Annotated in this window: 17 protein-coding genes; 5 read left to right on the top strand and 12 right to left on the bottom strand. The window is 42.4% G+C overall.

Going from position 1 to position 17,143, the window contains the following annotated elements; translation table 11 throughout:
* Positions 1–94: 94 nt before the first annotated feature.
* Together EHO59_RS04905 and EHO59_RS04900 are read right to left on the bottom strand one after the other, a co-directional pair.
* Positions 95–679, bottom strand: coding sequence for a tetratricopeptide repeat protein (locus tag EHO59_RS04905; protein WP_135585306.1), 585 nt, complete (start codon positions 677–679; stop codon positions 95–97).
* Positions 680–738: 59 nt separating this feature from the next.
* Positions 739–1,023: an LIC10235 family protein gene (locus tag EHO59_RS04900; RefSeq protein WP_010513869.1), complete on the bottom strand. Its 285-nt coding sequence runs from the start codon at positions 1,021–1,023 to the stop codon at positions 739–741.
* 474 nt (positions 1,024–1,497) lie between these two features.
* On the opposite strand from EHO59_RS04900, the gene EHO59_RS04895 reads away from it, so the two are divergent.
* Positions 1,498–2,121, top strand: a complete 624-nt coding sequence (locus tag EHO59_RS04895) for a hypothetical protein (protein WP_135585304.1) — start codon at positions 1,498–1,500, stop codon at positions 2,119–2,121.
* On the opposite strand, the gene EHO59_RS04890 is transcribed toward EHO59_RS04895, so the two are convergent.
* The 6 genes from EHO59_RS04890 to EHO59_RS04865 all read right to left on the bottom strand — a co-directional run bounded on the left by EHO59_RS04890 (position 2,114) and on the right by EHO59_RS04865 (position 7,561).
* Entirely contained in the window at positions 2,114–2,881 is a 768-nt protein-coding gene (locus tag EHO59_RS04890) for a glycerophosphodiester phosphodiesterase (RefSeq protein ID WP_135585302.1), read from the bottom strand. The genes EHO59_RS04895 and EHO59_RS04890 overlap by 8 nt on opposite strands.
* Entirely contained in the window at positions 2,881–3,696 is an 816-nt protein-coding gene (locus EHO59_RS04885; protein ID WP_135585300.1) for a hypothetical protein, read from the bottom strand. The genes EHO59_RS04890 and EHO59_RS04885 overlap by 1 nt, the downstream gene beginning before the upstream one ends.
* Positions 3,697–3,804: 108 nt before the next feature.
* Complete coding sequence (locus EHO59_RS04880; RefSeq protein ID WP_135585298.1) at positions 3,805–4,179, bottom strand: phasin-related domain-containing protein; 375 nt, start codon at positions 4,177–4,179, stop codon at positions 3,805–3,807.
* Between the two features lie 111 nt (positions 4,180–4,290).
* Positions 4,291–5,058 (bottom strand): PPK2 family polyphosphate kinase, encoded by a 768-nt coding sequence (locus EHO59_RS04875; protein WP_425460216.1) that lies wholly within the window; start codon positions 5,056–5,058, stop codon positions 4,291–4,293.
* Between the two features lie 8 nt (positions 5,059–5,066).
* Positions 5,067–6,086, bottom strand: coding sequence for a DUF2804 domain-containing protein (locus EHO59_RS04870; protein ID WP_135585294.1), 1,020 nt, complete (start codon positions 6,084–6,086; stop codon positions 5,067–5,069).
* A 50-nt stretch (positions 6,087–6,136) separates the two neighbouring features.
* Positions 6,137–7,561 carry an aminotransferase-like domain-containing protein gene (locus tag EHO59_RS04865; protein WP_135585291.1) on the bottom strand — a complete coding sequence of 475 codons (1,425 nt, stop codon included), beginning with the start codon at positions 7,559–7,561 and terminating at the stop codon, positions 6,137–6,139.
* Between the two features lie 60 nt (positions 7,562–7,621).
* On the opposite strand from EHO59_RS04865, the gene EHO59_RS04860 reads away from it, so the two are divergent.
* Positions 7,622–8,848, top strand: coding sequence for an aminotransferase-like domain-containing protein (locus EHO59_RS04860; protein WP_135585289.1), 1,227 nt, complete (start codon positions 7,622–7,624; stop codon positions 8,846–8,848).
* Between the two features lie 128 nt (positions 8,849–8,976).
* Here the strand turns inward: EHO59_RS04860 and EHO59_RS04855 are convergent, their stop codons facing one another.
* The 4 genes from EHO59_RS04855 to lepB all read right to left on the bottom strand — a co-directional run bounded on the left by EHO59_RS04855 (position 8,977) and on the right by lepB (position 13,930).
* Positions 8,977–9,354, bottom strand: coding sequence for a phasin-related domain-containing protein (locus EHO59_RS04855; RefSeq protein WP_135585287.1), 378 nt, complete (start codon positions 9,352–9,354; stop codon positions 8,977–8,979).
* A gap of 155 nt (positions 9,355–9,509) precedes the next feature.
* The gene (locus EHO59_RS04850) at positions 9,510–11,381 is read right to left on the bottom strand and encodes a motility associated factor glycosyltransferase family protein (RefSeq protein WP_135585285.1); all 1,872 of its coding nucleotides are present in this window, start codon (positions 11,379–11,381) and stop codon (positions 9,510–9,512) included.
* The gene (locus tag EHO59_RS04845; RefSeq protein ID WP_135585282.1) at positions 11,378–13,192 is read right to left on the bottom strand and encodes a penicillin-binding protein; all 1,815 of its coding nucleotides are present in this window, start codon (positions 13,190–13,192) and stop codon (positions 11,378–11,380) included. The genes EHO59_RS04850 and EHO59_RS04845 overlap by 4 nt, the downstream gene beginning before the upstream one ends.
* Before the next feature lie 141 nt (positions 13,193–13,333).
* A complete protein-coding gene (gene lepB, locus EHO59_RS04840; protein ID WP_135585280.1) occupies positions 13,334–13,930 on the bottom strand; it encodes a signal peptidase I in 597 nt (198 codons plus the stop codon).
* A gap of 91 nt (positions 13,931–14,021) precedes the next feature.
* On the opposite strand from lepB, the gene EHO59_RS04835 reads away from it, so the two are divergent.
* From EHO59_RS04835 to thrC, 3 genes are read left to right on the top strand one after another with little or no spacing between them, the layout of a single operon-like run.
* A complete protein-coding gene (locus EHO59_RS04835; protein WP_135585278.1) occupies positions 14,022–14,561 on the top strand; it encodes an LIMLP_15305 family protein in 540 nt (179 codons plus the stop codon).
* Between the two features lie 59 nt (positions 14,562–14,620).
* A complete protein-coding gene (locus tag EHO59_RS04830) occupies positions 14,621–15,616 on the top strand; it encodes an SPFH domain-containing protein (protein WP_135585276.1) in 996 nt (331 codons plus the stop codon).
* Between the two features lie 3 nt (positions 15,617–15,619).
* Positions 15,620–16,996 (top strand): threonine synthase, encoded by a 1,377-nt coding sequence (thrC, locus tag EHO59_RS04825; protein ID WP_135585274.1) that lies wholly within the window; start codon positions 15,620–15,622, stop codon positions 16,994–16,996.
* Positions 16,997–17,143 lie beyond the last annotated feature (147 nt).

Below are 17,143 nucleotides of genomic sequence, written 5' to 3'. Positions count from 1 at the left end.
TTACCAGAGATTAAAAAATCCTACCACGGGAGTTCAACTACAAACTAGTATCGGCTCGTAACCGTGGAATTCGGACTCAAATCCTAGCCTTTCCTTATTTTTCGCGGCAAGATTCCCCTTCTGGAGAAGGCTCTTCCCTTTCGGAAAGCAAATCAATCCCGGAAAACTCAAGAGCCGCTTTTTCTGCCACAGCTCTAGAGTAGGATTGCCTGCAAATAGAAGAGAAAATCTGCTTCGCTTGGTCAATTTCTCCCATCCTAGCCAACAGGCGTCCGGCTTCCAAGTAGGATTCTAGACCCGATTCTCCCGTAGGTTCCATTTTGTACAGGTCCAGACTGACTTCTAAAGCTTTCTCAGGACGATCCAGCTTCAAAAAGCAATCCCGGAGAAGAGAAAGAACTCTGGTTTTCTTTGAATTCGCCGGATAGAGCACTAGAAAATTACGAAGACTCTCAATCGCCTGAAAGAATCGGCGATCCTTATAAGCTTCTTCTGCTACCCGAAACAAAATCTCGGAATCACTTGGGCCTTGCTTAGAAGGAGTTTCTCCTTGGGAGAAGATTGAGAAAGGAAGAATTAAAAGTAATAAGAAGAAAACTTTTTGAGAAAGGAGAGAAGCTAATGAAGTGGAAGAAGTCGGGAATGATTTCCCTTCGTTGAAATAAAATCCGGAAAACAAGGCAACCTACCAGAGACGATCTCTAAATAGATTATCAGTCGTTTCCCGGATTTTATGAATTACTTTTTTTTATCTATTTTTTTCCGGTGGAATTCGCAGAGGCGATATAACCTGCCTGTAGACGGGTTTTTCTTTCCAACTTTGGTTCCGCAGACGATACAAAGACCTTCTTTTCTTCTCCTTTGGTAAAGGAGCTGAACCCTTTCTGCCCCCGACAGGTTATATTTACTAACCTGTATCCGAAATCCTTTGTAGAGGTAGTTCCCAATAGCTTCCACTGCTTGAGTCTTAACCCCGGCGATGATCTTTTCCAAATCATCGTTAGTGACTTTCTTTGGTTTCATAAATGTTAACTGACGTAACAAGAGTTATATTCTTACAAAAGTAGTAAAGTGTTTTTAATTTTCCGCATAACACAACGTTAAATTTTTTGACAAAAGCTGTATTAGGTTACACTTATTTTAATAGAAATCTACGTCATAGGCTCCCTGTTTCGACTAACGATTAACGGTTAAAGGAAACAATTGAATAGCGAAAGCCAACGTTAAGACGTTTTACACGAATTCCCAACAATTGTGGAAATTTATTTCCAAAGCTCCATCATATAACGGAGTACTTGTGCAAGATCATAGATAAATAAGACGATCTAAACTAACGCTGGACAGCCGAGCCTTTAAGGGATAAAAAAATAAAATTCAATCTGAGAGTAAGTCTTATTACTTGAAGGAGTGAAGTTGCAAAACCTATGTTTTAGGATGGATTTTTTCCTGAAAATAAGTCATATTTCTTTGAAGGAACCTTCCTACATAGCGGTCATAATGAAATCTCTTCCGGATCTAAACTTAAGAACCAAAACAGTAGTAATCTGCGTATTTTTGGCGTTTGTCGGATTCTCAAATTGCAAACAAACACCTAAAGAAAAAGTAAGAGCGGTTCTTTCTAATAACGGTTTATCCCAAGAAGAAAAGATAAAGACTGTCGCTCTTACCCTATTCGGCGAAAGATTAAAAGAAATCGAAGTCACTTCTTTGTATGATGAGCAAGGTCCTAAGTACGAGATCTATTTAGGATTCGGAGGAACTTCTGCGTTAACCTTTTTGGAATCCAGTCAATATGCGATCCGAATGAAAGTAGAATTGGCTTTGGAAACATATCGCTTCCTTCAGTCATTGGATGGAGTTCGTTTCGGAAAATATAGAATGAGTTTGATCAAGCCATTCTTTATAAAGAATGGAGCCAGTAGAGGAATCGAAGAATTCGAGATTTTTAGGTTTAGAACGGATGGAGAAGAACTTAAAAAGATCTCAGGTTTTTATGAAACGGATTCATTCGACGCAGATCGTTTTGATTCTCCTAGCGGACAAGTTATGATCGTTTTAAACGAAATGATGAAGCTTTGGCAGATCGAGTTGGATCAGTTCGCGAGAGTAGAAGTTAAGTAAGTAAAGATCTCATTCTTGTAGGAAAGTTCGTGAAGATCCCATCGACTCCCATATCTATCCCCTTCTTCAGTTCTTCTTCTGTATTTAAAGTATAAACGAGAACCTTAAATCCTTCTCCTTGTATCTTAGAAACGATCTCAGAATTTAGGTTCGCCATAGACAGATTCAAACTAAAAGCATTTAAGCGAAACCCGAGCTCCAGAGCATCTTCCCAAGAAGAAGTTTCATCTCCGATCAAGATACCGAGTTTCGGTTCCACAGAAAGTTCCCTCAGACGGACTAAAGAGTCCCAGCAAAAAGAAGAGAATAACGTCCTTGAAAAGAGAGAATTCTTCTTCGCATAATCCACAAGCTCCTGCTCGATCGCAGCTTCTATAGGTATCTCTTCATAAGCAGTGGACTTGATCTCCACATTCAAACCGATCTCTTTGTCTTTTAAGAACTCCCAAACTTCCCAAAGATTTGGAACAGGCTCACCCTTAAATTTAGGATCCTTCCAAGAGCCGGCATCCGAATTTCGTATCAAATTATAAGGAAGAAGTCGTATCTCTCCCTTTTTGTCTGTGGTCCTATCTAAACTGTCGTCATGAATGACCACGATCTGATTGTCTGAAGAATAAGTGATATCCAATTCTATCCAATCAGCCTTTATCTCTACAGCTTTACGAAAAGATAATAGAGTATTCTCCGGATAAGTCCCACTATCTCCTCGATGAGCAATGACCCAAGGCTTAGGAAAGGAAAATGGATCGAAGCCCACTAGAATGCAAGCCCCACAAATAGATTTAAACCAAAACTAGTGCTCGGCAATCTCTCGCTATTCTGATATGCATATTTTCGATACAGCAAATCGCCAGTGCTTGCTACCCGATCCGAATAATACAGATCTGAAACGGAGAAGGAACTGTGATACGGAAAATACCAGCTGTAAACTGCTTCCCATCCGAAGAAGAAACCGGATTGGGTTTGAAAACGAAAGCCTGTGCCTAATCCGGCAAAATTGCGCGGACCGGAGCCGAAAGAATCCTTTTCGAATCGATATGTCTTTCCTGCCGCTTCCCAATAGAAATTGGATTCGTTCCTAAGAAAGTTCTCCCTTCCTAACCAAAGAGAAACGAAGAAGGGAGAGTCCAATAAGTATCTCTGCAAGAAGAAGGCTCCGCCCCAATATTTCTCCTCTATATTCCTCAGCCTTCCGAAAAAATTCTGAGAAGGAAGTAGAGCATAACCAACATCGTTATCGAATCGATTCACATAAGTATTCGTGTACGCGTTAAATCCGATAGCCCACTGAGAATCCAACATGCGAGCTACTTGCAGTGAATAGTATCTGTTAAAGGCAAAGCCAGAGATCTGATTCTTAAATTTTTCCCTCAGTTCAGATTGGCTTGGCTCCGCAGGTTTTCTGTCCGGAGGAAGTCCGTTCATAGGACTTGGTTTGGGGCCCGGATCTTGTGTCTTTTCAATAGAAGGAGCATCCTGTCCAAAAACATAAATGGAAGGAAAGAACAGAATAAGTAGAAGAACCGTATAAAGGGAAAATAACTTTGAAATCGGATTTCTGGGGAAAGACATCCCTAGCAAAGACACCCGAATGGGCAAAATGTCAAGCAGGGCTAAATAGGTAGGAAGAAGAAATTAGCAGGCGAGAGAGACCCCACGCCCGCTCTTATAACAAAGGGATTAAGCTTTTGCCTTTGCAGTGGTAGCTTTGATAGTTTCAGCTACTTCAGCAAGTTTTGCTTTAACCGCTTCGAGTTGTCCTTCTGGAACGCGTTTCTTAATTTCTTCAGAAATTTGGTTGTACTTCTCTACGATTTTAGAGCGAGTATCTTCGTAGTTTTTTCCAGCTACGGTGGAAACTTCTTTGATCTCATTCAAAAGTTTATCAACGGACTCACGGATCTTAACGGAAGTCTCAGAATTGTCAGCAGCGCCTTTCGCTACTAATTCGCCATAAGTTTTTTCCAGATCACCTTTCGCTTTGTCCAAACCTTCCTGACCTGATTTCAAAAGACCGATTCCAGCGTTCAGAATATCCAACAGTTGCTTTTCCATTTTTCTCTCCTTTAGGCCCACATATTTAGTGCGGCGCACAATCCACTTTTATTGCACCGCACAAAAAGGGTCAACTGAGAATTAAAGAAAAGGGAAAAAAATAGAAAAAAATTATTCCGAGAGAGAAGGTAGCCCGAGGCTCGAATCCAGTTCAGGATAACTGAGATCCATCTTCTCCAGGCATTTTTTGACAGCTTTGGTAATCAGATAATCCCGATACCATTTCTTATCCGCAGGAATGATCTCCCAAGGAAGGGAATCTTTGGAATGATTAAAGATGAATTCGTAAGCGTTTTGGTATTCATGGAATTTTTCATGAGCTTCCAGATCGCTCGGGTCGAATTTCCAATTCTTTGTGGGATCCTGCATCCTCTCTTCGATCCGTTTCTTTTGTTCCTTTTTGGAAATATGAAGGAAGAACTTCAGAATCTGGGTATCGTTCTCTTCGACCAGAAAATTCTCAAAGAAACGGATTGCATCTAGTCTGGAGTGAAGCTTCTCCTTATGCAAAGATCCTTTTACATACGGAACAAGAATGTCCTCATACTGGGAACGATTGAAGATCTGGGTCCATCCTTTCGCAGGAACCGATTTATGGATCCTCCAAAGAAAGTCATGGCTCAGTTCCTCTGAGGTTGGGGCCTTCCAGGCCTGGCAGGTGCACCCGAGTGGATTTAGGCCGGCGAATAATTTCTTAACGGTTCCGTCCTTGCCGGCCGCATCTACTCCCTGCAAAACGATGAGCAGGGATTTTTTCTTACTCGCGAATAATCTGGTTTGTAACTCTACGATCTTATTTAGGTCTTTGAGGCGAATCTCTTCGGCCTCTTCTTTTTCGATGGATTCAGTCGGGTCAGTTGAATATTCGGAGAGTTGGATCATTTCGTTTACCAGCGAGCGATATGATTCTCAGCCCAGCCCTGTCCGCTTTCAATCCTAAATTCGTTTTTACCGATACGAAGAACCCCATCAAAACTTCCGATCATTTGGTCCACTTTAGATGCAATAATCCCGAAATTGGACGCTGCCTTGCGATGAAAATCTGGAGTGAATACAAGCTCGACAGCCTTGCTCTCCTTGGAGTAGATCATCCAAGGTTTTTTCGGATCCTTCTTATCAAATTCGAAAGCAACTACAGAAGGAATCTTATAAATTCTACCATTGATCAATAAAGCGTTCTCTGTTGTACCGGTCCCATCCGTCCAACCTCCGCCTAGATTGATCCCATAGACCTCGTTGGAAACCGGACGATACGACATGGATGCCCAATTCCATTGAGTGGAATAAGGCCAAACCCCTCTTCCATAATCCAAAACTGCAAAAGAATCTTTGGGCTGGAATTCGTAGGATCTCCCTCCGAACTCAACCTTGCCTTTGACTCCCAATCCGAATAGCTTATGAGTATATTGAAAACGATTTGCACTCCAAGGAACCACCACATTCAAACTTTCCCATTGATTAGGAATTTCTAATGTAAGTTCTGCCTTGATGGACTTTGGACCGCCTTTCATAAAGTCCACGGAGATTAGATAGGATCCGTCTTCTCTTGTTTGAAAATTTAGAAAGCCTTGCTTGCCTTCGAAGCGTGCAGTACTGGAAACAGTTTGTCCCAACATAGCACCTTTGCCGAAAGGAGAGATTACTGTGCTCTCTCGAAATTCTCCCGTTTTACGGTCCAACCAGTAACAAAAAATAACACCGGCATAATCCAGATCGGAAATCGTAAAGGAAGCCAAGAAGTTGTTATCGTAGAAGCACCAATAATTCCATTTTTTCTTTCTAGGCCAATGACCGTTAACATTACACCTATGTATCGGAGTCTTGGACCATCCGATCCCATTGCGGTTTACTTTTCCATTCGGACTACATAAAACTGAAGGCTGTTGGATTTCCGTTTCTAAATTCATGTGCGCTTACGACAATAATCCGAACTGATTCTGACTCACAATAATTTAATCTAGATTTCTTTGGCGATTTTTCCCAATGTCTGGATGGCGGAAATAACTCGAGGTCCCATGAAAACTCCCGCATTGATCCTGAAATTGTTCACATACTTTCCTGATAAAGAGAAAAGATTTCCAGGAACCAAACTGATCTTCTTCTTTGCTGCTTGGAATCGGAGCCTTCTAGAATCTTTTCCTTTCGGAAGTTCTATCCAAAGCAAGAAGCCTCCCTTCGGGATCGGGACTACAGTTCCCTTGGGAAAATATTCTAAGAAAGTATCCGCATAAGATAAGACTAATCCACTTAACCTTCTTCTAAATTCTCTTAAATGCCTTTCATGAGCCAAGGAGCCCATAAAATAAGAAGCAGCCAATTGAGAAGCTGCGGGTAAGGAAATGGATTCGACTAACCTCAGTTGCCTTGCCTTTTCTACTTGGTTCTTTTCAGAAATCATCCATCCAATACGCAAGCCCGGATTCACTGATTTGGAAAGAGAAGAGACCTGAGTCACCAAACCTTCCTTATCTAAAGAAAGCAAAGAAGGAGGCCGAACTCCTCCTGCATGTTGTAGATCCCCATAAATATCGTCTTCTAAGATCCTGATCCCGAAACGACCTGAAATTCGGAGCACTTCTTTTTTGGACTCGATCGGCATAAGACTGCCGCTCGGATTTGAAAAAGTAGGAATAGTGATCAGGAACTTCGGATTTTCTTTTTTGACTACGGAAAGATAAGAATCCAAATCCAATCCAGTATACGGATTCGTAGGGATCTCCACCGCTTTTAGTTTCAGCTTTTCTAATATTTGATAAAGAACAAAATGCAAAGGAGATTCTACTACGACTTTATCTCCAGGCTTTAAAAAAAGGCTCAAAGCTAAAAACGCAGCCTCAGAACAACCGAGGGTGATAAATACTTCTTCTGGAGAGATTCTTCTTTCTCTTCCGGAGGCTCGTATCGCTATCTTCTTTCTGAGTTCATAGAGTCCTGCCGCATCCGCATATTTATATACTTGTTGGTCCTTTAAGGATTCCTTATATGCTTTTTGGAGAGCTGAATTCGGCAAGAACTGAGAATCAGGAACTGCTGCACCGAAAGGAATAAAACTCGGATCCGCCAATTCTGACATCAAAGAACTCACTTCCTCAGGAACAGTCGGATTAGAAACTCTTACTGGTTTTTCCAATCTGAATTGAGGCCTCACCTCCGGGCGGGGAAGAACATAATATCCTGATCTTTCTCTTCCGCTAATAAAACCTCTTTCTTGCAATATTCCAAATGCCTCTACTGCAGTGGATAAATTGCATTCCTCAGAAGCGCATATCTTTCGTAAGGATGGAAGTTTGGAGCCAGGAGCAAATTCTCCAGATTCTATTCTACCGATCAGAGAAGATGCAATTCTGGAGTATTTTGTATTAGCCCGATCTGTATTGGTCATAAAATCAATTTCTGTATCTGTATGGGAAATTCTAAACAATGTATAAACAATAAATAAGGTATGAGCAAGCTAATTACAAGATCCGAGTCGAATTTTGCGGAATCCTTCCGACCTTCTTCCAGAACAAGCAAGACACCAGTTTCCGTTACTAGGGATATACTCAAGGTGATAGATTCGCCTAACGTGATCTCCTTTGCGGGAGGCTTGCCTGACGATTCACTATTTCCCATTCAAGAATTAACGGAAATCTTTCAAAACTCTGCTCTTCAAAAAGGATCCAAGCTCTTCCAATATGCGGACACGCAAGGACATCCTGAGTTAAGGGCTTGGATCGCAGAACGTTATTATCCGGATTCTTCGGCCGAGGAGATCATCATCACCAGTGCTTCCCAACAAGCCTTGGACTTAATCAGCAGATATTTTATAGAAGAAAATTCTAATATAGTCTTAGAGAGACCCAGTTATCTCGGAGCCATTCAAGTTTTCTCCTCGTATTCCCCCAATTTTCTAGGAGTAGATTACGAGAAAGAGGAAGGTCCGAATACAGATCAATTGGAGTATATCTTAAGATCTTATTCCGAAAAACCTAAGTTCTTCTATTGTGTTCCTGATTTTCAGAATCCTTCCGGGCATTCTTATTCTAGCAAGTCTCGAGAAAGGATCTGTGAACTTTCTTCTTCGTATGGACTTCCCCTCTTGGAAGATACTGCTTATAGAGAACTTAGTTTTAGTGGAAGTATGCCAGTTTCTTTATATAACTTAAATCCGGATCGAACCGTTTCGATCGGAACCTTCTCCAAAACATTGTCTCCCGGATTGAGAGTGGGTTGGATCAGAGCACCTAAACCTATGATCAAAGATTTGATCGTCCAAAAGCAATCCATGGACCTACATTCTCCTACAATGAACCAGGAGCTTGTTTTTCAATTTGTCTCTTCCGACAAATATGAGACTCATCTTTCTAAGATTAGAGAAGTGTATCAAAGAAAGGCAGTTCATACTTTCAATTGTTTAGAGAAAACTTTTGGAGCCACTCTTCCGTTTGAGATGCCTAAGGGAGGACTATTCTTCTGGCTGGAATTCCCGAAAAGGATCGATACTGATCTTCTATTTCGAAAATGCTTGGAGAAAGGTTTGGCCACTGTTCCTGGCTCTGCTTTTTATATAGGAGATCAAATTCGTAATCATCTTCGCTGGAATTTCTCCAACGCAAGTGAACAAGAGACCGAGCAAGGAATTCAAAGGCTATTCGAAGTTTATTCTTCTTTGCTAGCTGATCAAGAATAACGATTACGAACGTTCCTTTTCGTTTTACCGAAGTTAGATCTTAAAGATTAGGTTTTTATAAAATAGAGAGGGGAAAAAATTGTCGGCGGGAAGAAACTCCCGCCGATATGGGAGGTTCAAAGGGCTGATTAAGCAGTTTTCTTAACTGGAGCTGCTTTTTTAACAGTCTCAGTAACTTCGCTAAATTTAGCCTTAATAGCATCAATTTGATCTTGAGGAACGATTTTCTTAGCTTCCTCAACAACTTGGCTATAGATTTCAAGGGCCTTAGCGCGAGTATCTTCGTAGGTTTTGTTAGCTGCGGTAGTCAGTTCTTTCGCTTCGTTCAAGAACTTGTCTACGAACTCACGAACACGAACAGAAGCTTCTGAATTGTCGGAAGCGCCTTTAGCTGCGAGTTCTTGGAAACTCTTAGTAAAATCTGCTTTCGCTTTATCCAGACCTTCTTGGCCGCTCTTAACAAGACCGAGACCTGCGTTTAGGATATCTAGAATTTGTTTTTCCATTTTGTGCTCCTTGGTTACGCCGTTGTGCAGCGCACAATCCACTTTTAGTGCGTAGCACAACTTTCGTCAAGAGAAAAAAGAAAAAATTTCCAAGAGGGTTTTTTGGTCCGAAAAATGCAATGTGACGCACTTATGTCAGGATTCGGAGTGAATTCTTAAGAGTTTTGGGTGAATCTAGCTAGGGACTTGCTCAAAAGACGGATATTCATCTCTGTCGCAGTCTTCAAACCGGAATAAAGCAGCAGGCTTTTCTTGGCGATGGATAGCCTTTCATTCTTTTTCTCTTCTAAAGTGAGCTCGGTATCGTATCCTTCTGTAATTGCAAGGATCACTCTCTGCAAACTGATCCCCAAGAATTCGGTAAGTCCTTTTTTAGAACTGATAGAGTCGTCTATCGAAGATATTTCGTTTAACGCGACTCGGATGGATTCCTTGTCCTTCTCCCCTTTTTGGATCAGAGTGTAGATTTTTTTAGAGAGAACTTCTCCTGCACTCACTTGTACTTTAAATTCTTTTAATTCTTTATAGACTTTGCGGAGTGATTGGAGCACATTCTCTCTATCTACTCCCAGCCCTTTAGAAGATTGGATTGTATTTCTTACTTCATGGATCGCAGAAACATCGGAAGGATTCTCCCGGAACCAATCTGCAAAGTTTGCATTATTAATTCCTTCTAGCTTTGCTCCGTCTTTGCCGAGATTTCTCCAAGGTCTATCCTTTTGTCTTTCTTCGAACCATTTCTTAAAGATCAAAAGCTTTTCATTCGTTCTGAGTTTACTTCCTCTCACCGACTCTACCCATTTTGCGGGAAGAGCAGTCATCTGCTTATAGTTATGATGTTCTCTTCTAAACTTACGGGATTCTAAAAAGTTCAATCTTTCTTCTAAGATCGCTCCTTTGCAGTGAGCCTGAGTTCCAGGAAAAGAAAGATCCTGTCCAAGCAGCAAAATGGATCTTGCTTCCATCTTTTCGGCGAGGCTGGTCGCATTTGTAGAAACAGAGCCTCCGAAATCTACAGAACCCAATCCTCCCGGAACCGCCTCCTCGATCAACTTGATCCAAGGAAAAGGAGAAGAAGTCATATACTGCTTTTTCTCTATATAAGGCATTCTTAATGAATGATATGAAGTCGTAGGATCGAATACGAATTTGGCCTTGCCGATATATCCTTCTAAATATTTGGAATTTAGAGGTTGGGGATCCACGCTGAATACTATATCAGGATCTATTCCTACTTTTTGTAGAATCAATAGAGCCGTATCCACTGCGATCAACAGAAAGTTCTCTCTATATTCTTTCAGCTCTTGCAATGAAAGATAAAGAGAAGGCCCAGCTCCGCAGACTACCACATCCACTTTGGATTTACAGATCCCGAATAATTCGCGGATGGGTTCTAAGTTCGCTAGCTCTGGAAGGTTTCTTAGAAAATTTCCGGTCCAGACCTTTTCGAATCGGGTCAACGTTGCAGTGTTCACATCTTTCTTATGAAAGAATGTTTCCGCTAAGAACCGGAGTTCTTGGTATTCATCCTTCTTCCATTGTAAACTGCCTCTATGAGGAATAAAGCTTACTGGAAGTCCAGAGATCCCTTTAAATCCCTCATAGAATGCGGCCTCTTCATAAGGAGGTAAGAAGACCCTTAGCTTTCCCGACTTGATAGATCCGGAGAAATCATAAGTAGAGAACGCATAACGCATAATCTCCGGAAACGGTTCCATCCAAACACAGATAATCTTGTCGAATTCGAGCGCATGTCGTATGGAGTATCCGAGTCCGGCACCAAAAAATAAGAAGGCTCTTTCTTCGTCCCCTTTATTTAATTCTGCGAGCTGCCTGACGGATTCTGTCCATGGATCTCTGGAGCTATGGAGATATATGCTTCCGATCTTAAGAGTAGGAAGTCCTGCATTCGTTTGTATAAGTTCTAGTTCTTGGGAGGAGGATCGTATTCTATCTGCGGCTTCCGGAGCGAAGCTACGCAGAGCTTCTAGGTTTTTCTCGAGCAATTCCGAGCTGAACTCGTTCATTGGAAGAATATATTGATCCTTTTTCCTTCGTAGGAAGATCCGGCAGAAGGCTCTTGTTCATAACAGAATCCGCTTCCATGCAATTTATACGGAACCCCTAATGGAGAGAGTAATTCTACTACTTCTCTCTTACTCTTTCCTGATAGATCCGGCAAACGATCCGACTTGGATTGTAGAGGCTTTCGATCCAACTTAGGCAATCTAACGTTAACCGTTCTTTCGCCTTGCTCTATGATCGGAATGATATTCTCCACTACTTCTCTGAATACTGGCGCCGCGAGCCCGCCTCCAGTATGGCTGTCTCCTCGAGGTTCATCGAATAAGATCAAACCCACTACCTTCGGCTTGTCTGCAGGAAAGAATCCTAAGAAGGATGCAGACCATAAGCCGTCTTGGTATCCTCGACCGGATATGGATTTTTGTCCTGTTCCGGTCTTTCCCGCAATGGAATATTCTTGGATATATGCGTTCTTTCCAGTTCCTGCTTGAACGACTCTAGTCATCGCTCTTAAAAGTTTCTCTGTGCTGTATTCTTTGATCCCGACAGGCGCCTCTTCGGAACGGAATTCATGCAATACTTCTCCGTATGCATCCGTGATATGTGAAACTACTCTAGGAGTAATAAACCTTCCTCCGTTTACGATCGAAGCGGCAGAAGCCACTAATTGGATCGGAGTAACCGAGATACCTTGGCCGATCGCCATGAACATCGGAGTAGTAGGAGTCCATTTGTTTAGATTCGGCATATAGCCTACCGATTCGTTTGGAAGAAGTCCGGATCTATCTCCGAATCTAAAGCGTCTCATGTATTCGAAAAGCACGTCGTTGGGAATTTTAGAGGCTGCCTTAATGATTCCAGCATTGCAGGAATATTGCAATATCTCCTCTAAGTTTACTTTTCCGTGAACATGAGTACACTTGATACGTGTCTTTCCGTAGTCCACATATCCGGGACATTCGAACTTCTCGTCCGGACGTATTAAATTTTCGTTAAGTAGAATACTCGCGAGAAAGATCTTCATCGTGGAACCGGGTTCGTAGACGTGTCGAATCGCCCAGTTTGTATGAGTATATTCCTCAAAAGAAGCATATCGGTTCGGATCGAAAGAAGGAAAACTCGCCATAGCAAGTATACGCCCTGTGTGAATCTCCATGAGCAGACCGACAGCTCTTTTGGCTCCTGCTTCTTCGAATCTCTTGCCTAAGGCTTTTTCCAATTTAAATTGGATCAGACCATCCAAGGTCAGGTGAACATTCGCACCTCTCGTCGGATCGCTTTCTGTCGGAGTCATGAGCTCGCGATTATAATAATATTCTAAACCGGAAAGTGCCTTGTCATCGTCCATCCCGGTAAAACCCACAAGACTTGCGGCCAAACTTCCGTGAGGATATACCCTTTTGAATTCTCTTTCTCTACGAACTCCAGGCAGAGCCATCTCCATAATCCTGCTTGCGGTAGTATCGTCTATTTCCCTTTTCAAAAGAAAGTATCTGCTCTTCTCTCGTATCAAGGATTCTATTCTTTCAGGAGGAATATCTAGAAAAGGAGAGATTTGTACTGCTGTGAAATTCGGATCGTAAACATTTCCAGGATAGATCCCGATCGTGGAAGAATCGATAGAGAGAGCGAGTTCGATCCCCCTTCTATCATAGATAGCGCCTCTTAATATTCTTTCTCCATTCTTGAAAGCGATCTCTCGATCATTGAAGAAGACTAGAAAGCCGACGCGAATTAGTAAGCCTGTAAAAAATACGCAAAGTAGAACGAATAGAATCGTGAACCGTTTGCGGTTTAGAAGATTATAATCCATTCTTTCGATTCTGTCCCATTACTAGTTTCGGTCTTTTTCAGAATGAAAGAAGAGCTTTTTCAGTACAAGTGAAATCTTGGCCTTCCCCGCCAAAACAAACCGGCATGAATCGAATCGAAAAGAATCCTCTCGCTCGAAGGACTAAAAGCTAGTGATTACTTTGCCCCTGAGTTTTCGAAAAGGAATGAGCCCATAATTTCTGGAATCCGTAGAGAACTCTCTATTGTCTCCCAAGACCAAGATATATCCAGGCGGAATACGACCAGAATCCCCGATCCCGATATTCCCCGCTATGCCAACCACAGGCAAGATAGAAGTAGAAGGAGGCTGTGTCTTATAACCTGAATTGATAAACGGTTCTTCGAGAGAAGAGTCATTGATGTGGATCCTTCCTTCCGAGAATCGAAAGAAATCTCCGGGCAAACCCACCACTCTTTTCAAACTCAGCTCTGTTCCGATCCCATCCAAAACAAGTACATCGAATCTATCTACACTAGGATCTAAGAAGGAAATTACCCAAGGTCCCACTTGAGCAGGAAATCCCCATTTCTTAACAATGACCCAATCGTTTTCCTTATAGCTAGGCATCATGCTTGTGCCGCTAATCAGATAGAATTGAATTACAAAGATACGAAGATAAAGAACTATAAAGATCGCAAACAGTACAGGGAACGCAAGCCGAAGCCATCGAAAGATCCCATGATTCAAAGGAGAAAGATAACGAATCAATGACTGCATGGAGATAAACTGACATATTTATACTTAAACTCGGAGTTAGCGAGAAAGAAATTGTCTTGCAGGCTTTTAAATTTTCTCCGATTCTTAAGCAATGTCTTCGAACAGTCCCATCTCCAGCTATATATCGAGGTTCCAAGCCGAAAAAGGTTCCGTGAAAACCTTTCTCTCTAAATTTCCTTTTTACGGAGAAATCCTGAAGAACCATCAGTATTATGATGCAGATAGACTTGCTAGAGCCGAACTTTCCAAAAGATTAGATTCTCTCAAAGAACCGATCCGAAGGATTGAAGAAGATTTCGTAAAAGATAGAAGGTTGGATCTAATCGGCTCCACTGAGGTCTTACTTTCATTAGTGGAAAGATTGAAAAACGAGATTGTAGGAGCAAGCTACGGTTTAAACGGGCTCGGCACAGGTTTCAAAGCTAGCGAGTCCGAATTGGAGGCACTTGCAGAATGGGATTATTCCCTTCTTCATCATGCCGAAGAATTAGCCGAAAAATGCAAGGCCCACAGTTTGAATAGAGAATCCACCATGGATGCTGTGAGAGATTGGGTGAGCAAGTTCAGGGGAGAACTGGACGAATTCGATTCCGCTCTGAAGAAGAGACGGGATGTCTTTCTAAAACAATAAATCCATTTTTGATTTGCCCTAAGTTAAGACGGGAATAAAATAATTTCCAAGGAGTTTGTATGGCATTAATAGACGTAATCAAATACGAGGGACAACCGGGAGAAGTGGTCTGGAAATTTCCCAGAAACGATATCAGCACTTTCGGACAACTCGTAGTAAACGAAAGCCAAGAGGCTGTCTTCTTTAAGGAAGGAAAAGCCCTGGATGTTTTCGGAGCAGGAACCCACACATTAAAAACGGGTAACGTTCCTATTTTAGAAAAACTAGTGAACCTTCCCTTCGGAGGACAAACTCCTTTCACCGCCGAAGTGGTATATATCAACAAAGCTCTGATACAATTGAAATGGGGAACTCCTGCTCCTGTTCAAGTAGAAGATCCTAAGTACATGATCACTCTCGGATTAAGAGCGAATGGTTCTTATAATATCAAGATCACCGATTCAAAAGCGTTTGCAGTCGGTGTTGTGGGATCGAGAGGAGTTTACACACAAGACCAAGTAGATAGCTTCCTTCGTCCAATGATCGTGACTAGGCTCAGTGATTTTCTAGCCGAAGTCGTTTTGAAATCAGGCGAACCTATTACTAAGTTAAACCAATATTTAGAAGAAGCTTCTTCAGCAGGAAAGACGAAAGTACAACCTGACTTCTCCAAGTACGGGATCGAGGTCGTAGACTTCTTTGTTCAATCCATCAACTTCGATCAGAATGATCCTAACTTCCAAAAGATCCAAAAAGTTCTCACAGACAAGTTCGAAATCGAGACCTTGGGTGGAATGTACCAGCAGAAAAGAATGTTGGATATCGGAGAAGCCGCAGCCAAGAACGAAAGCGGGAATGCCGGCCAAGGTATGTCAGCTGGGCTCGGGCTTGGAATGGGAATGAATATGGGCAACATGATGTCCGGAATGGCTGCTGGTCAGAACAATGCAGGTGCTGCGAACAATCAAAACGATGCAAGCGCTCGCCTCCAAAAGCTAAAGAGCATGTTGGACCAAGGCTTGATTTCTCAGGAAGAATTTGATGCCAAAAAAAAGGACATTTTAAACTCTATCTAAAGTATGAGTTTAACCTTCACCAAGTTGAAAGCGGAGTTCCGCTGTATCAACGATTCTTGCGGAGCAACCTACGATCTGAACGAGGTCGTGTATGAATGTCGTAAATGTGGGAGCCTTCTCCAAGTCTCTCACGACATAAACGCTCTCAAGGAAACTTCCGGAAAGGAATGGAGAGAATTATTCGATTCCCGCTTGGGTTCGGTGAAATTCCCTAACACTTCCGGGATCTGGAACAAGAGAGAATGGGTTCTTCCTCATGTTCAGGACTCTGAGATCGTGACCTCTGGTGAAGGTCTTTCGCATTTATTTCATTCAGAAAGATTGACCAAACATTTTGGTCTCGGCGATCTTTGGATCAAACAATGTGGGATCTCCCACACAGGTTCCTTCAAAGACTTGGGAATGACAGTGCTTCTTTCTCAAGTGAAACACATGCTGAACTCCGGAACAAAGATACGCGCAGTGGCCTGTGCAAGCTCAGGAGATACTTCTGCGGCTTTGGCTTCTTATGCTGCGAAAGCAGGAATTCCAGCCATCATCTTCTTGCCTGCCGGAAAAGTTTCTCAGGCACAATTGATCCAACCGGTTTCCAACGGAGCCAAGGTGATCGCATTGGAGACAGACTTTGACGGTTGCATGAAGATCGTGAAAGAAGTTACTAAGGAAGCCGGAATTTATTTAGCAAATTCGATGAACAGCCTTCGTATCGAAGGACAAAAGACGATCGCTCCCGAAATAGTACAGCAGTTAGAATGGAACGTTCCTGACTGGGTGATTATTCCCGGCGGAAACCTGGGTAACGTGTCCGCTCTAGGTGCAGGTTTCGAGATGGCCAAGGAATTAGGGCTAATCGATAAACTTCCTAGAATCGTACTCGCCCAAGCGGAGAATGCGAATCCATTATATCTTTCTTATTTAAAGAATTTCGAAGAATTCAGTCCGGTTGATGCAAAGCCTACACTTGCTTCCGCAATCCAAATCGGAAATCCGGTCTCCGTTCAAAAAGCGATCCGTACTTTAAAGAAATTCAATGGAATCGTGGAGCAAGCCAGCGAAGCGGAACTTTCGGAAGCGTCTGCCAAGACGGACTTGTTCGGACTATACAACGATCCTCATACCGGAGTGGCCTTGGCTGCCTTGTATAAGCTGAGAGCAAAGGGAACGATTGCGAAAGGCGAGAAGGTGGTGGTAATCTCAACCGCTCACGGCCTGAAATTTACCGAATTCAAACTCAAATTCCATGAGGGAAAGATCCCTGGAACCGATCCTAAATTAGCTAACGTTATTCGTTCCTGCAAGCCTGAAGTGGGAGCAGTTATGGATGAGATCGGCAAATTCCTAAATTCGGAATCTGCTCTTAACCTAAAAGACATTCTATAGCTTTCCCTTTTAAAAAGAGGGAAGAGCTGCTTTTCTACAAGTACGGGCCTGTTTTTTTGCAGTTTTAGCCGAAATATTCCCTTCTTTTTTCGGGACACATTTTCGTTTTTTTCTCGTAAGCAAGGTAGGGTCCGTATAATCGAGAAT

Source organism: Leptospira semungkisensis (assembly GCF_004770055.1).
GTDB lineage: Bacteria > Spirochaetota > Leptospiria > Leptospirales > Leptospiraceae > Leptospira_B > Leptospira_B semungkisensis.
This window is presented reverse-complemented; position numbering and strand designations above follow the sequence as displayed.

What these genes read in the sequence shown, in the direction of transcription:
- EHO59_RS04855 (WP_135585287.1), bottom strand. Translation starts at nt 9,354, where the DNA reads ATGGAAAAACAAATTCTAGATATCCTAAACGCAGGTCTCGGTCTTGTT.
- thrC (WP_135585274.1), top strand. Translation starts at nt 15,620, where the DNA reads ATGAGTTTAACCTTCACCAAGTTGAAAGCGGAGTTCCGCTGTATCAAC.
- EHO59_RS04895 (WP_135585304.1), top strand. Translation starts at nt 1,498, where the DNA reads ATGAAATCTCTTCCGGATCTAAACTTAAGAACCAAAACAGTAGTAATC.
- EHO59_RS04900 (WP_010513869.1), bottom strand. Translation starts at nt 1,023, where the DNA reads ATGAAACCAAAGAAAGTCACTAACGATGATTTGGAAAAGATCATCGCC.
- EHO59_RS04850 (WP_135585285.1), bottom strand. Translation starts at nt 11,381, where the DNA reads ATGAACGAGTTCAGCTCGGAATTGCTCGAGAAAAACCTAGAAGCTCTG.
- EHO59_RS04865 (WP_135585291.1), bottom strand. Translation starts at nt 7,561, where the DNA reads ATGACCAATACAGATCGGGCTAATACAAAATACTCCAGAATTGCATCT.
- EHO59_RS04880 (WP_135585298.1), bottom strand. Translation starts at nt 4,179, where the DNA reads ATGGAAAAGCAACTGTTGGATATTCTGAACGCTGGAATCGGTCTTTTG.
- EHO59_RS04860 (WP_135585289.1), top strand. Translation starts at nt 7,622, where the DNA reads ATGAGCAAGCTAATTACAAGATCCGAGTCGAATTTTGCGGAATCCTTC.
- lepB (WP_135585280.1), bottom strand. Translation starts at nt 13,930, where the DNA reads ATGCAGTCATTGATTCGTTATCTTTCTCCTTTGAATCATGGGATCTTT.
- EHO59_RS04830 (WP_135585276.1), top strand. Translation starts at nt 14,621, where the DNA reads ATGGCATTAATAGACGTAATCAAATACGAGGGACAACCGGGAGAAGTG.
- EHO59_RS04870 (WP_135585294.1), bottom strand. Translation starts at nt 6,086, where the DNA reads ATGAATTTAGAAACGGAAATCCAACAGCCTTCAGTTTTATGTAGTCCG.
- EHO59_RS04835 (WP_135585278.1), top strand. Translation starts at nt 14,022, where the DNA reads ATGTCTTCGAACAGTCCCATCTCCAGCTATATATCGAGGTTCCAAGCC.
- EHO59_RS04845 (WP_135585282.1), bottom strand. Translation starts at nt 13,192, where the DNA reads ATGGATTATAATCTTCTAAACCGCAAACGGTTCACGATTCTATTCGTT.
- EHO59_RS04885 (WP_135585300.1), bottom strand. Translation starts at nt 3,696, where the DNA reads ATGTCTTTCCCCAGAAATCCGATTTCAAAGTTATTTTCCCTTTATACG.